Raw genomic sequence first — 13,834 nt, forward strand, 5'->3', positions numbered from 1 at the left:
GCTCGCGGCATGGAGCCCATCGACACATCGACGTCGTCGCAGCCCTCGTTGGAGCGTCAGCTCGCGCGGGCACGCAGCGATATGCGGACCCTCGCTCAGCAGAACGAGCGGCTGGCCAAGACCCTGAATCAGGCTCGGGCGCAGATGGTCGACATGAAGGAGCGTCTCGACGCCCTCGGGCAGCCGCCTCTGACGTTCGGGATCGTGCTCGAGCGTCCGGAGCGCAAGCCGACCGACATGGTCGCCAGTGCAGATGTGTTCGTGCAGGGGCGCCGCATGCGGCTGAAGATCTCTGCGCAGACCGAGGATGCCGACATCCATCCGGGATGCGAGGTGATGGTCAACGAGACGCTCGTGATCGTGGGCGTTCGTCCTCGTCCGCTGGCAGGGGACATCGTGACCGTCGATGACATCCTGGATCCCCCGAGCGAGGACGGGCTGTTGCGTCGGGCCGTGGTGACCGGCGCGGTCGACACCCAGCAGGTGGTCGTGCTGGCACCGTCGATCGACGCGAAGGTCCGCGCCGGGGATCGACTCCTCATCGACAAGAAGGCGCAGCTTGCTTTCGACATGGTGCCCAAGGTGGACGTCGAAGATCTGGTGCTCGAAGACGTGCCCGACATCGATTGGAACGACATCGGGGGGCTGTCGCAGCAGATCGAGGAGATCCGCGACGCCGTGGAGCTGCCGTTCGGTCACCCGGAGCTGTTCACCGAGTACGACCTCAAGCCGCCCAAGGGCGTCCTGCTCTACGGGCCACCCGGGTGCGGCAAGACGATGATCGCCAAGGCGGTGGCCAACTCCCTGGCCCATGCGCGTGGTCAGGATGGACGCTCGTGGTTCTACAACGTCAAGGGCCCGGAGCTCCTGAACAAGTATGTGGGCGAATCCGAGCGTCAGATCCGACACATCTTCGAACGCGCCCGTGCCAAGGCCGGTGACGGCCGCCCCGTGATCGTGTTCTTCGACGAGATGGACTCGCTGTTCCGAACCCGCGGCAGTGGCGTCAGCTCCGATGTGGAGAACACGATCGTGCCCCAGCTCCTCAGCGAGCTCGATGGTGTGGAAGACCTTTCCAATGTGATCATCATCGGTGCCTCCAACCGGGAGGACATGATCGACCCGGCGATCCTGCGACCGGGACGCCTCGATGTGAAGATCCGCGTCGAACGCCCCGACGCCGAAGCCGCACTGGAGATCTTCGGGCACTACCTGACGCCGAAGGTTCGCCTGCACGCCGACGATCTACGGGAGTTCTCCGGTGACGCCGAAGCCTGCCGGCGCGCCATGATCGATCGCGTGGTCACCACCATGTATGCCCCGACGCCGGAGAACGAATTCCTGGAGCTGACATTCACCTCCGGTCGCGTGGAGGTCCTGCACTTCCGGGACCTCGCATCGGGTGCCATGATCCGCAACATCGTCGACCGTGCCAAGAAGCGTGCCGTCAAGGAACACATCGACGGTGGCGGCGGTGGCGTCCGCATGGAGCATCTTCTGGGGGCGCTCACCGCCGAGTTCGCCGAGAACGAAGACCTCCCGAACACCACGAGTCCCGATGATTGGGCCCGGATCGCCGGCGCGCTGCCGAAGGGGGAACGGATCACGCAGGTGCGTCCGCTGCTCCGCTCCAAGCATCCCACCGCAGCCGAGGTGAGCACCGCCGAGACCGGGCAGTATCTCTGACCTCGGCCTTCCCGGGATCCGGGCCACCTCGACGTGGGGCCGGGCTGTCGCGGCTCTATGCAGAGGTGGAGCGTGCGCGGGTGTGGAGGATCAGAAAACCGATCAGACGCCAGCCCAAGAGGGTGAACGACAAGATGATCGTCGTCACCACGATCAGACGCATGGCCGTGGCCTCGCCACCGAGGTTGCGCAGTACCAGCCCGCCGATCAGCGTCGTGGCCCAGACGGTCAAGGCGTCTTCCAGATGCAGCGTGCGACGCCCTTGACGGCTGAGGAGCCAGCCGATGCTCAGCGCCAACCAGAATGGAAAGACGGTGGGAAGCAGGACAGCCAGGGCCGTCGGCTGGTCCTGAGCCAGCGAGTACACGAACCAGAACCCGAAAATGAACAACAGATCGATGGGGTAACCCCATAACCGTTTGGTCCGTCGCACGTCCATCCGGTCAGGGTACCGCGCAGGTGCGTAGGCTGCTGTCATGCGTCCGGTGATGGGTATCGAGAACGAGTACGGCATTGCTGCCGTGGGTGACTGTGAGCTCGATGAGATGGGGTTGTCGAACGCTGTGGTGCGCGCATGGCGCTCGCTCCTGGCGGCGGAGGGTTCGGCTGGGAACCGGTGGGACTACACCACCGAGACTCCGCTTCAGGACTCCCGTGGCTTCCAGGTGGAGCGGGTCCGAGCCCACCCCACCCAACTCACCGACGACGAGACCATGGCCAATGTGGTGCTTCCCAACGGCGCGCGTTTCTACGTCGATCACGCCCACCCCGAGTACTCCGGCCCCGAATGCACTTCCGCCCGGGACGCGGTGCTCCACGACGCCGCAGGGGATCTCATCGCGCGTCGCGCGGCGGAGGAGGCCGGACGCCGAATGGGCGTGCCGATCCGGCTGTGGAAGAACAACACGGACGGCAAGGGAGCGTCCTACGGAACCCACGAGAACTATCTGACGCCCCGCGACGTCAACTTCCATCGTTACGTGCGCCTGTTCACGCCGCATCTGGTGACCCGTCAGGTGTACACCGGGAACGGGCGCGTGGGTCTGGGACAGGAGAGCGAACACGCCGGTTTCCAGTTGAGTCAGCGGGCGGATTTCTTCGAGAAGGAAGTCGGTCTCGAGACAACTTTGCGTCGACCCGTGATCAACACCCGCGACGAGCCACATGCCGACGCCCGGCGGTTCCGGCGTCTGCATGTGATCACCGGGGATGCCAACCGTTCGGAGTTCGCCACCTGGCTCAAACTCGGTACGGCCCAGTTGGTGCTGCGGGCCATCGCCGACGGGAGGATCGACGACTCCCTCGAACTCGCCGGTCCGGTCGCCGGCATGCATACCGTGAGCCACGACCTCGAGCTTGACGCACTGCTGCCGTTGGCCGACGGTCGCCGGTTCACCGCTCTGCAGATCCAACACGAACTGTGGCAGGCCTGCTCGCGATACGCGGAATTCGGTGACGCCACCGCGGAGGACCGTGACATCCTCGATGCTTGGGCGACCGTGCTGCAGGACCTCGACACCGACCCCCTGCGCTGTGCCGACCGACTCGATTGGGTGGCCAAGTATGCGCTGCTGGACCGCTACCGCGTTCGAGACGGTCTTGCGTGGGACCATCCGAAGCTCGCACTGATTGATGTGCAGTACAGCGAACTCGATCCGGCACGTAGCCTGCACGACGCACTGGTGCGCAAGGGCCGGATGCGTCGTCTCACCACCGATGAGGATGTGGAGGCAGCCATCGGCACGCCACCTCATGACACTCGGGCCTGGTTCCGCGGGGAGTGTGTGCGGCGTTTCGGATCACATCTGGCGGCGGTGTCCTGGGATTCGGTCATGTTCGATCTGCCGGGGGAGCGCACGTATGTGCGTCTGCCGATGGACGATCCGTACCGCGGCTCGTTCGACAGTGTCGGTTCGCTCTTCGCCGACGATCCCGATGCGGCGACGCTCGTCGAGCGATTGGCGAAGGGGTCATGAATCGCGGCTAGCATGGGCCGACATGAGCCAGGAATTCCAGGAGCGTCAACAGGACGAGGACGAGCAGGTCGTCGACGACGTCACGGCGCAGGAACAGCCATCCACAGATGACGCCGGGTTCGACTCGCTGCTTGACGAGATCGACGGTGTTCTCGAGGCGAACGCCGAGGAGTTCGTTCGGTCCTTCGTCCAGAAGGGGGGCCAGTGAGCGACATCGGCCTGCCCTCCGATTTTCTGCGCGGTGGAAGCTCATCCTTCACCGAGTTCTTGCGACGTGTCGCACCTGAGCAGCTTCCGGGCCGGGAACTGGCCGGTGGCGGGCAGGTCCCCGAGGTTCCGCACGGCACCACGATCGTGGCGGCCACATGCGCCGATGGTGTGGTGATGGCCGGGGATCGACGTGCCACTGCGGGCAGCATGATCGCCCAGCGCGACATCGAGAAGGTCTTCGGCGCTGATGACCTGTCGATGGTCGGCATCGCCGGGTCTGCAGGGATCGCGGTGGAGATGGTACGGCTGTTCCGCGTCGAACTGGAGCATTACGAGAAGATCGAAGGGACCCTGCTCTCCCTCGAGGGAAAGAGCAACCGTCTCGCGTCGATGATCCGCGGGAACCTGGCCATGGCGATGCAGGGGCTCGTCGTCGTTCCGTTGTTCGCCGGATGGGACGCTCAGGCCGCCCGCGGTCGGATCTTCTCCTTCGACGCCACCGGTGGACGCTACGAGGAGCACGGTTTCCACACCGTCGGATCGGGATCGGTGTTCGCGCGGGGATCGTTGAAGAAACTGCACGACCCCGGCCATGACATCGATACCACTGTGATGGCTCTGCTGCAGTCGCTCCATGATGCCGCCGATGACGATTCGGGCACCGGTGGTGCTGATCTGCAGCGTCGGATCTTCCCCGTGGTGATGACTGCCACGGCCGACGGCGTCCGGCGGCTCTCCGATGATGAGGTGGGACGCCGTGTCGACCGGATCATCACCGGACGTCACCTTCGTCCCGACGGGCCGGCCGCCCCCGTGGTGACCACATCAGGCGCGGACGCTGACGACCACGGTGAGGAGGAAGCACGATGACGATGCCGATGTATGTCTCGCCCGAGCAGCAGATGAAGGACCGCGCGGACTACGCGCGCAAGGGCATCGCGAGGGGCCGTTCGGTGGCCGTGCTGCGTTTCGCCGAGGGGATCTGCCTGGTGGCGGAGAACCGTTCGCAGTCACTGCACAAGATCAGTGAGATCTACGACCGGATCGCCTTCGCCGCGGTCGGGCGCTACAACGAGTTCGAGAATCTGCGGATCGCCGGTATCCGCCATGCCGATCTGCGCGGATACTCCTACGACCGTGCCGATGTGACCGGGCGAGGTTTGGCCAACGCTTATGCGCAGCTTCTGGGCACCATCTTCTCCAGCGGTATGGAGAAGCCCTACGAAGTGGAGCTCATCGTCGCCGAGATCGGCGACGACGCCGGTTCCGATGAGATCTATCGCTTGACCTACGACGGTTCGGTCGCCGATGAGGATCATTTCGCAGTGATGGGTGGTGAGGCCGATGCGATCGCCGAACGCATCACCGCACTGCGTTCTGCGAAGGGCATCGGCGACGAAGCCTCGTTGACCGAGTGCGTCCAGATCGCCGTCGCCGGGCTCGCGGGCGAGCGCACCCTCGGCGTCGATTCACTCGAGGTGGCCGTTTTGGACCGTTCGCGGGAGCAGCAGCGCAAGTTCCGCCGCCTGGGCGACGCCGAGCTGACTGAGATGCTCTCGTGAGCGAGGGCGTCTCCGACATCGATCCGGTCGTCGTCATCGGAGCCGGGTTGGTGGGAGCCTCGGTCGGTTGTGCCTTGACCAGCGTCGGCGTGCGCGTGCATCTTCGGGACCGTGAGCCCAGTCATGCTGCGGTCGCCGCGGGGATCGGTGCGGGCACGACCGCGGCCCCCGACCGCTCGGCCGTGGGATTGGTCGTGGTCGCCGTTCCCCCCGGAGCGCTGTGCGGCACGGTGGCGGCCGCTTTGGAGGAATACCCGAACGCGGTGGTCACCGACGTCGGCTCGGTCAAGGGCACCTTGTTGGACGAGCTGGTGGCCGAGGGCGTTGAACTGTCGCGGTACGTGGGATCACATCCCATGGCCGGATCGCAGCATGCCGGCCCGGTGACCGCTCATGCTGACCTGTTCACCGGACGCACCTGGGTCGTGTGCCCTCACCCGGCAACGACGCCGGGGACGCTGGCGGTGGCCGAACAGCTGGGGGAGTTGTGCGGGGCTCGGGTGGTGTCGTTCGAGCCACATGAGCACGACGAGGCCGTCGCCGGTGTCTCCCACGTGCCCCATCTGGTCTCGGTGGCGGTGGCCGCGTCGCTGTGTGATGAGGTTCCCCGGCGTCTGGAACTGGCCGGTCAGGGTGTGCGTGATGTGACGCGTATCGCCGGGAGCGATCCGATGCTGTGGGATCAGATCCTCACCGCGAACGGGCCCGCGATCAGTCATCGACTGAGAGAGGTGGCCGATCGGCTGATGATGGCCGCGTCCGCACTGGATCAGGGGCGCACCGTCGAGCCGTATCTGCGGCAGGGGGTCGCCGGAACCAAGGTACTGCCCGGAAAGCACGGCCTGCGTCAGTCGGAGTATGCACGGTTCACGCTCCCGATTCCCGATGAACCCGGTGCTCTGGCGCGGCTCTTCGCTGACGCGGACCTCGCGGGTGTCAACATCGAGGACTTCTCGATCGAGCACGACAAGTATCACGCGTCGGGGCGCCTGCAGGTGGCTGTCGACCCGGAGGCGGCGGCCAGTTTCGCCACCATGATGACGGGTCGGGGCTGGGACGTCCGGCCGTTGTGAACGCTGTGGCAACCGCCGCACGACGGGGCGGTTACGCAAGATTGAACCCTGGGTGACATGTTGTTCGGACGCCGCCTGCAGGCGTGTCGAGCCGAGTGGAGGAGACCTACTGTGAAGCATGTGAACGGCTTGGTCATCGCGATCGATGGCCCCAGCGGATCGGGTAAATCGAGTACCGCACGGGGCGTGGCTCGACGCCTCGGTCTTGCGTACCTCGACACCGGTGCGATGTACCGCGCCATCACCTGGCTGGCATTGCACGAGGGAATCGATCCGGTGGACACCGACGCCATCGCCGCGCTGGCTGCGGACGCCGAACTTGAGATCGACGACGATTCCACGGCGACCGTCTTCCGCATCAACGGGCATGATGTCACCGCAGCCATCCGAGAGCCTCGCATCTCGGAGAACGTCTCACGCATCGCAACCAATCTGCGCGTCCGAGACATCCTGGTGGCCGATCAGCAGCGTCGGATCACTGAGGCCCGGGCCAGCGGAGGCATCGTCGTCGAGGGGCGTGACATCACCACCGTGGTGGCACCCGAGAGCGAGGTGCGGGTTCTGTTGGTGGCCGATCCTGAAGCACGGATCGCGCGTCGTGAGGCCGAACTCGCCGGTGCTGCGGATACCGCTGCGGTCACCGACCAGGTGGTGCGTCGGGACCGTGATGACTCCACGGTCGCGGCGTTCACCGAGGCCGCCGAGGGTGTCACGGTGGTCGATTCGACGCACATGGGACTGGACGAGGTCATCGACCGCATCTGCACGATGGCCGACCCTGCGTCGATCCCTCTTTCCGAAACCCCAAGCCCGGAAACCCCCAGCCCGGAACCCCCAGACAAGGAGTAGTCGTGACCAGGCCCACCACGATCAGTCCGCACCTACCGCACACCGAGAAGGTTCGCGCTTCTGGAGGAACGCTGCTTCGCCGTTTCCGCCGGGTCGGTTCGGGACTGTTTCGTTCGTGGTGGGACATCGAGTTGACCGGCGTGGAGAATGTGCCCGCCGAGGGGCCGGTGATCTTGGCTCCGAATCATGTGGGTGTGATCGATGGACCGTTGGTGGTGTCGGTGACGCCGCGTACCACGTTCGCCCTGGCCAAATCCGAATTGTTCACCGGTGCGGTGGGGCAGGCCCTCGAGCTGCTGGGACAGATCCCGATCGCCCGGCACTACGTGGACACCAATGCCATGCGTCGAGGTGTTCGAGTGCTGCGCGACGGCGATGCGTTGGCGATCTTCCCCGAGGGGATGCGGGCCAAGGGCGACTTCGCGACGATCCGCCACGGCGTCGCCTATCTGGCGATGGTCACCGGGGCGCCGATCGTTCCGGTCGCTCTGTTGGGCACACGAATCGATGGCATGTCGGTCAAGCAGGTTCCCGCGCGTGGCTCGCGTCTGTACGTGGACTACGGGGAGCCGATCCACATTGCACGGGAGCCCTGGCCTCGTGCCCAACATCTCGTGGCGGACCGGGCCGAGTTCGTGCGTCGCCAGCTCGAGGGCCATGTTTTCGCCGCGCAGCGTCGCACCGGAATGTTGCTTCCAGACGCCTCCCCGGTGCTCGTCGCTGCTGCATGAGTGGCATCGCGGTAGGCTGGCGGAATGTCTGAGACGCAGCCGCTCACGAAGCCCGTCGTCGCCGTCGTGGGGCGCCCGAACGTCGGCAAGTCGACGCTGGTGAACCGAATCCTGCAGCGCCGCGCCGCTGTGGTGCAGGACGTTCCAGGCGTCACCCGTGACCGTGTCTCCTATGACGCTGACTGGAACGGGCGCGAGTTCGTCCTCGTGGACACCGGCGGCTGGGCCTCCGATGCCGACGGCATGGCGGCACGTATCGCCGAGCAGGCCGAGCTGGCGATCTCCACCGCGGACGCGGTGCTGTTCGTGGTCGATGCCACCGTCGGTACGCTCGATGAGGATGAAGCCGTTGTGCAGGTGCTGCGACGCTCCCGCAAGCCGGTGGTCGTGGCCGCCAACAAGGTGGATGATCAGCGTGCCGAGGCGGAGGCGGCCGCCATGTGGAATCTCGGTCTCGGCCAGCCCTGGCCGGTCTCGGCTCTCCACGGACGGGGGTCGGGAGACCTTCTCGACGCACTGCTCGAGGCGCTTCCGGAGGCACCTCCCGAGGGGGACGGAGAGCTGGGAGGGCCGCGCCGCATCGCCCTGGTCGGCAAGCCGAACGTCGGCAAGTCGTCGTTGTTGAACAAGCTTGCAGGGCAGCAGCGGGTGGTCGTCGACAACGTGGCCGGCACCACGGTCGATCCGGTCGATGAACTCGTCGACATCGGTGGGACGACCTATCAGCTCATCGACACTGCAGGTATCCGGCGTCGCGTCAAGGAAGCTTCCGGGCACGAGTACTACGCGTCGTTGCGCACCCAGTCCGCGATCGAGCGGGCCGAGTGCTGCGTCATGGTCATCGACGCCTCGGAACCGATCAGTGAACAGGATCTGCGGATCCTGAGTTCGATCGAGGAGTCCGGCCGGGCATTGGTGATCGCCTACAACAAGTGGGACCTCACCGATGAGGAACGACGGCGCTACCTGGAACGCGAGATCGAACGGGATGTTCAGGCGTTCTCCTGGGCCTCACGGGTCAACATCTCCGCACTGTCGGGCCGACACATCGACAAGCTTGCACCAGCCATCGAGGAAGCTTTGGAGGGGTGGGAGACACGCATCTCCACCGGGCGTCTCAATGCGTTCCTTGGACGTCTTGTTGCGTCCCATCCGCACCCTGTGCGTGGTGGCAAACAACCACGCATCCTGTTCGGGACCCAAGCGCAGTCCGGGCCACCGAAGTTTGTGTTGTTCACCAGTGGCGATCTCGATCATGGGTATGTGCGTTTCGTGCGTCGACGTCTGCGTGAGGACTTCGGCTTCGCCGGGACGCCGGTGCCGATCGAGGTGCGGGCCCGCCAAAAACGTTCTCGCTGACATCACTCTGCGGGGGCGGCGGACAGTCGGAAAGGGAGCATGCTTGGGTGGTGGAGGGGTGCTTGGTGGCCCCCGGACGTCATCGACGATGATCAGCCAGTTCAGGAGGGCAACATGTCGGAGTACACGACCGGTTCCACACGGGAGAACGGTGCGCCCAACGAAAGTGACCGCAACAGTCTGAGTGTCGGTTCGAACGGGCCATTGCTCCTGCATGACACGCACCTGGTCGACACCTTGGCCCACTTCAATCGCGAGAGCGTGCCCGAGCGTCGTCCGCATGCCAAGGGGTCGGGCGCTTTTGGTGAGTTCACCGTGACTGGAGATGTCAGCCGATACACCAAGGCCGCGCTCTTCCAACCGGGAACGACCACGAAGATGCTGGCGCGGTTCTCCACCGTCGCCGGTGAGCTGGGATCCCCCGACACGTGGCGTGACGTGCGGGGCTTCTCGCTGAAGTTCTACACGACCGAAGGAAACTTCGACCTCGTGGGCAACAACACCCCGGTCTTCTTCGTGCGTGATCCGATGAAGTTCCCACATTTCATCCACTCACAGAAGAGGCTGCCGGATTCAGGCCTGCGGGACCACACGATGCAGTGGGACTTCTGGGTGAACAACCCCGAATCCGCACACCAGGTGACCTACCTGATGGGCGACCGTGGGCTACCGCGCACCTGGCGGCATATGAACGGCTATGGCTCCCACACCTACATGTGGATCAACGCTCAGGGGGAGAAGTTCTGGGTCAAGTACCACTTCATCAGTGACCAGGGCGTTGAGTTCCTGTCCGATGAGGAAGCCGCCAAGATCGCCGGTGAGAATGCGGACTTCCACCGCGCCGACCTGTTCAACTCCATCGCCGGGGGAGACTTCCCGAGCTGGACGCTCAAGGTGCAGGTCATGCCGTACGAGGATGCCAGGACCTATCGGGTGAACCCGTTCGACCTGACCAAGGTGTGGTCTCACAAGGATTATCCGCTCATCGAGGTCGGCACGATGACGTTGAACGAGAACCCGGTCAACCATCATGCCCAGATCGAGCAGGCCTCGTTCGCCCCCAGCAATTTCGTGCCGGGCACCGGGTTCTCGCCTGACAAGATGCTGCTGGGACGTGTCTTCGCTTATGCCGACGCCGCCCGTTACCGCATCGGGCCGAACTTCGATCAACTGCCGGTGAACCAGCCGCTGCCTGAAGTGGCGGCGAAGGCCAACCGTTACACGATCGGCGGTCCGATGGAGTATCACCACACCGGTGATGCCCCGGTGTACGCGCCGAATTCGTTTGGTCGTGGTCACGCTGATGAGGTGGGTCCGGTGGAGTCCTCGTGGGAGTCCGACGGAGAGATGGTGCGATCGGCCTACGAACTGCACCCCGAGGATGATGACTTCGGGCAGGCGGGTGCGCTCGTCCGGGATGTACTCGATGATGCGGCACGTGAGCGGTTGGCGAAGAACATCGCCGGCCATATCGCACCGGTCACCGACGAATCGCTGTTGGCCAGGATCTTCGATTACTGGAAGAACATCGACCCAGATCTGGGGTCGCGGGTGCAGGAGCTGCGAGAAAAATGAACATGGACGTGGAGGGTGCCCTCGACGATGCGGGTGATGCCGATTCGGCGGACGCACATGCCGCGGGGCGCATCGTCCAACAGAACCCGGTGTATCAGACCTTCGTGTGCGTGGGGCTGATCGCCTTCGGCGTCATGCATCTGCTGATCGGTTGGATCGCGCTGCAGATCGCTTGGGGTGGGCAGGGATCGGATCAGCAGGCGTCGGGCACTGGCGCTCTGCAGGAGTTGGCGCAGAAACCCGGCGGGAAGATCGCATTGATGGTCTGCGCGGTCGGGTTGTTCGTATTGGTGTTGTGGCAATTGATCGAAGCAGCCATCGGACACACCCATGTGACCGGTAAGCAGCGTCTGGGCAGAAGGCTGGGATCACTGAGCAAGGTCGTGACCTACGCAGTGATCGGGAGCGCAGCGGCACGCATCGCTTTCGGCGGCGGTGGTGGAGGAGGTGAGAGCCAGCAGGAGTCGCTCGTCGCGCAGATCATGCAGAATCCCGCAGGTCGTGTACTGATCGGGGTCATCGGGCTGGTGGTCATCGTCGTCGGTGTGTTCGGCATCGTGAAGGGCGTACGCCGCACATTCACCGAAGACCTCGATGGTGGAGTGCCCGATTGGGCGAAGACTATGGGCACACTGGGCTACTGCGCCAAGGGGATCGCCGTTGGCATCGTGGGTTTTCTGTTCGTGTGGTCTGCGATCACTTTCAACGCTCAGGCCGCAGGGAACACCGATTCGGCGTTGCGGGCGATCGTGCAGCAGCCGTTTGGGCCCTACCTGCTGACTGCCATGGCAGCGGGCATGGCTGCCTTCGGCCTGTTCAGTTTCGTGTGGGCTTTCAACGCGCGTCATGAGAAGGCGCGTTGAGAACTGCCCGGGAGAGTCTGGCACCCAGGCGTTCCACTGCGTGAAGCACTTCTTCATCGCCGAGCAGGTCGAAGGGCAGCGGAAAACCGGCCAGCCAGGCCGCCAGATCATTTGCGGAATCGCCTCCGACGGTGATCAAGGTGTGGGTATCCGAGACGTTGCTGACTTCGTGCTGGAGGTCGGAAGCGGCGTCGGTCACATGGTCCAGTGATGCGTACACAACCAGCTCTGCCCGATGTCGGTAGGCATCCGTGGGGATGGGCGCCGCTGCCCGTGCTGCGAGCTGGGTTGCTGTCTCCCTCGGCGCGAATCGCCAGGAGTGGCTCTTGAGCCTGGACATCCGGTCAAGGCGGAAGGTTCGCCACTCGTTTTTGTCGAGATCGAAGGTGATCAGACGCCAGATGCCATGTTTGGCGAACAGCCAATGGGGCTCCACGGTTCGTCGGGAGTAGTTTTCGTGCCGGTCGGTGTAAGTGAAGGTGAGACGTTGCTGCCGTCTGATCGTCCCGATGATGGTGAGAATCGTGGTTGCAGACGCACCGCCGCGTGAAGGCATGGCCTCCACTGCCTCACGAAGGTGTTCCAACCGGAGGCCGAGATGGTGGGGAAGCCCGGCTTGGATCTTGTGCAAGGCCGTCAGAGCGGGGCCGGCATAGTCAGAATCGATACTGCTCGCAGCCACGGTGAGCGCCAGTGTCGTCGCGACGGTCTCGTCTTCATCGAGCAGGAGTGGTGGTAGAACGTGGCCACGGTCCATGGCATACCCACCGAGTTCGCCGGGGGCGCCATCGATCTTGTAGCCAAGGTCTCGGAGCCGCTGGATGTCACGGCGAAGAGTTCGATGAGTGACGCCGAGACTGTCGGCAAGGTCAGCCCCTCGCCAATGGGAGCGTTTCTGCAGGAGACCCAACAAGCCCAGCGCCCGTGCCGTCGGATCACTGCCGACGACCACACCCGAGGGTGTATCGGAGTCCGTCTTCATCATCGGATCCGTACCCAGGCTCGTGCTTGTGCCCAGGCTCACGCCCGTGCTCGTCCTCAGATCTGCGCCCATATTTGAATCTGAGCCTTGGCATCTTTCGAGGTCTATGCAGGAGGTCTTGTCTATGTAGGAGTCTTTGTTTATGTAGGAGGCCTTGTCCATGAAAGAGTTCTCGACCATGCCCATGTCTGCAGGTGCGCCTGAGCCTGTTCCTGTGTTCATGGGCACATGGTTGCGCAAGGCGCAGGGGAATGGGCAGACACGCCGATTGATTCATCGACGCGGCCTGCGCGTGGCAACAGTTCATCGACGCGGCCTGTGCGTGGCTATAGAACGACAGGTCTGCTACAGGACGACAACATACGGTTTGGCGCGCGAAGGGTCGTGATGACGGCGTGCGGGAAGTAACGCGGGGCTGCGAGAAGTAACGTGGGGCTGCGGGAAGTAACGCGGGGCCAGAAGCATAGGGCCCCACACACTTTCAAAAACGTTTAGGACAGATCCTGTCCGCGACTCATCAAGAATTGCTGCTGACAACGGTCGTTGAGGACAGAAAGTGACCTAGACGAAAACCGATGTATAGGGGGGCTTCTGGTTGCCGCCGTCGGTGATGAGCAGAGGCCGACTTTCCGGGGGGGGAATCTGGTCACCGGGGAGGCTGGTCACCGGGGAGGCTGGTCACCGGGGAGGCTGGTCACCGGGGAGGCTGGTCACCGGGGAGGCTGGTCACCGGGGAGGCTGGTCACCGGGGAGGCTGGTCACCGGGGAGGCTGGTCACCGGGGAGGCTGGTCACCGGGGAGGCTGGTCACCGGGGAGGCTGGTCACCGGGGAGGCTGGTCACCGGGGAGGCTGGTCACCGGGGAGGCTGGTCACCGGGGAGGCTGGTCACTGGGTGAGGCTGGTCACCGGGAGAGGTTGACCACCGGGGGGGGGAGCAGGCCTCTCGAGAACCGGCGGCGGTGCGTTG

At 64.4% G+C, this 13,834-nt stretch carries 13 protein-coding genes; 11 read left to right on the forward strand and 2 right to left on the reverse strand.

What is annotated here, in order from left to right:
- Positions 1-9 precede the first annotated feature (9 nt).
- Positions 10-1,686: a proteasome ATPase gene (gene arc / locus FB460_RS00460; protein ID WP_142092189.1), complete on the forward strand. Its 1,677-nt coding sequence runs from the start codon at positions 10-12 to the stop codon at positions 1,684-1,686.
- A 55-nt stretch (positions 1,687-1,741) separates the two neighbouring features.
- Here arc and FB460_RS00465 read toward each other — a convergent pair whose 3' ends face one another.
- Positions 1,742-2,125, reverse strand: coding sequence for a DUF3054 domain-containing protein (locus FB460_RS00465; RefSeq protein ID WP_170209885.1), 384 nt, complete (start codon positions 2,123-2,125; stop codon positions 1,742-1,744).
- A gap of 37 nt (positions 2,126-2,162) precedes the next feature.
- Between FB460_RS00465 and dop the strand changes: the two genes are divergently transcribed.
- From dop to FB460_RS00515, 10 genes are all read left to right on the forward strand, one after another.
- Complete coding sequence (gene dop / locus FB460_RS00470; RefSeq protein WP_211345765.1) at positions 2,163-3,662, forward strand: depupylase/deamidase Dop; 1,500 nt, start codon at positions 2,163-2,165, stop codon at positions 3,660-3,662.
- Between the two features lie 22 nt (positions 3,663-3,684).
- Positions 3,685-3,870: a ubiquitin-like protein Pup gene (locus FB460_RS00475; protein WP_142092191.1), complete on the forward strand. Its 186-nt coding sequence runs from the start codon at positions 3,685-3,687 to the stop codon at positions 3,868-3,870.
- Positions 3,867-4,742 carry a proteasome subunit beta gene (gene prcB / locus FB460_RS00480; protein WP_142092192.1) on the forward strand — a complete coding sequence of 292 codons (876 nt, stop codon included), beginning with the start codon at positions 3,867-3,869 and terminating at the stop codon, positions 4,740-4,742. Before FB460_RS00475 ends, prcB begins: the two co-directional genes overlap by 4 nt.
- Positions 4,739-5,434: a proteasome subunit alpha gene (prcA, locus tag FB460_RS00485; protein ID WP_142092193.1), complete on the forward strand. Its 696-nt coding sequence runs from the start codon at positions 4,739-4,741 to the stop codon at positions 5,432-5,434. The genes prcB and prcA overlap by 4 nt, the downstream gene beginning before the upstream one ends.
- Positions 5,431-6,507 (forward strand): prephenate dehydrogenase, encoded by a 1,077-nt coding sequence (locus FB460_RS00490; protein WP_142092194.1) that lies wholly within the window; start codon positions 5,431-5,433, stop codon positions 6,505-6,507. Before prcA ends, FB460_RS00490 begins: the two co-directional genes overlap by 4 nt.
- Positions 6,508-6,627: 120 nt before the next feature.
- Positions 6,628-7,356, forward strand: coding sequence for a (d)CMP kinase (cmk, locus tag FB460_RS00495; RefSeq protein WP_246044265.1), 729 nt, complete (start codon positions 6,628-6,630; stop codon positions 7,354-7,356).
- Between the two features lie 2 nt (positions 7,357-7,358).
- Positions 7,359-8,087 (forward strand): lysophospholipid acyltransferase family protein, encoded by a 729-nt coding sequence (locus FB460_RS00500; RefSeq protein WP_170209886.1) that lies wholly within the window; start codon positions 7,359-7,361, stop codon positions 8,085-8,087.
- A 24-nt stretch (positions 8,088-8,111) separates the two neighbouring features.
- A complete protein-coding gene (gene der, locus FB460_RS00505) occupies positions 8,112-9,446 on the forward strand; it encodes a ribosome biogenesis GTPase Der (protein WP_142092197.1) in 1,335 nt (444 codons plus the stop codon).
- A gap of 114 nt (positions 9,447-9,560) precedes the next feature.
- Complete coding sequence (locus tag FB460_RS00510; protein ID WP_142092198.1) at positions 9,561-11,021, forward strand: catalase; 1,461 nt, start codon at positions 9,561-9,563, stop codon at positions 11,019-11,021.
- Positions 11,018-11,884 carry a DUF1206 domain-containing protein gene (locus FB460_RS00515; protein ID WP_246044183.1) on the forward strand — a complete coding sequence of 289 codons (867 nt, stop codon included), beginning with the start codon at positions 11,018-11,020 and terminating at the stop codon, positions 11,882-11,884. Before FB460_RS00510 ends, FB460_RS00515 begins: the two co-directional genes overlap by 4 nt.
- Here the strand turns inward: FB460_RS00515 and FB460_RS00520 are convergent.
- Positions 11,856-13,052 (reverse strand): helix-turn-helix transcriptional regulator, encoded by a 1,197-nt coding sequence (locus tag FB460_RS00520; RefSeq protein ID WP_170209887.1) that lies wholly within the window; start codon positions 13,050-13,052, stop codon positions 11,856-11,858. The two genes, FB460_RS00515 and FB460_RS00520, sit on opposite strands and share 29 nt — an antisense overlap.
- Positions 13,053-13,834 lie beyond the last annotated feature (782 nt).

Origin of the sequence: Propioniferax innocua, assembly GCF_006716235.1 — a bacterium.
Taxonomy (GTDB): Bacteria; Actinomycetota; Actinomycetes; order Propionibacteriales; family Propionibacteriaceae; genus Propioniferax; species Propioniferax innocua.

Bases quoted from the DNA above. Each gene is read 5' to 3' on its own strand.
- arc (WP_142092189.1), top strand. From the start codon at position 10: ATGGAGCCCATCGACACATCGACGTCGTCGCAGCCCTCGTTGGAGCGT.
- FB460_RS00465 (WP_170209885.1), bottom strand. From the start codon at position 2,125: ATGGACGTGCGACGGACCAAACGGTTATGGGGTTACCCCATCGATCTG.
- dop (WP_211345765.1), top strand. From the start codon at position 2,163: ATGCGTCCGGTGATGGGTATCGAGAACGAGTACGGCATTGCTGCCGTG.
- FB460_RS00475 (WP_142092191.1), top strand. From the start codon at position 3,685: ATGAGCCAGGAATTCCAGGAGCGTCAACAGGACGAGGACGAGCAGGTC.
- prcA (WP_142092193.1), top strand. From the start codon at position 4,739: ATGACGATGCCGATGTATGTCTCGCCCGAGCAGCAGATGAAGGACCGC.
- der (WP_142092197.1), top strand. From the start codon at position 8,112: ATGTCTGAGACGCAGCCGCTCACGAAGCCCGTCGTCGCCGTCGTGGGG.
- FB460_RS00510 (WP_142092198.1), top strand. From the start codon at position 9,561: ATGTCGGAGTACACGACCGGTTCCACACGGGAGAACGGTGCGCCCAAC.
- FB460_RS00515 (WP_246044183.1), top strand. From the start codon at position 11,018: ATGAACATGGACGTGGAGGGTGCCCTCGACGATGCGGGTGATGCCGAT.
- FB460_RS00520 (WP_170209887.1), bottom strand. From the start codon at position 13,052: ATGGGCATGGTCGAGAACTCTTTCATGGACAAGGCCTCCTACATAAAC.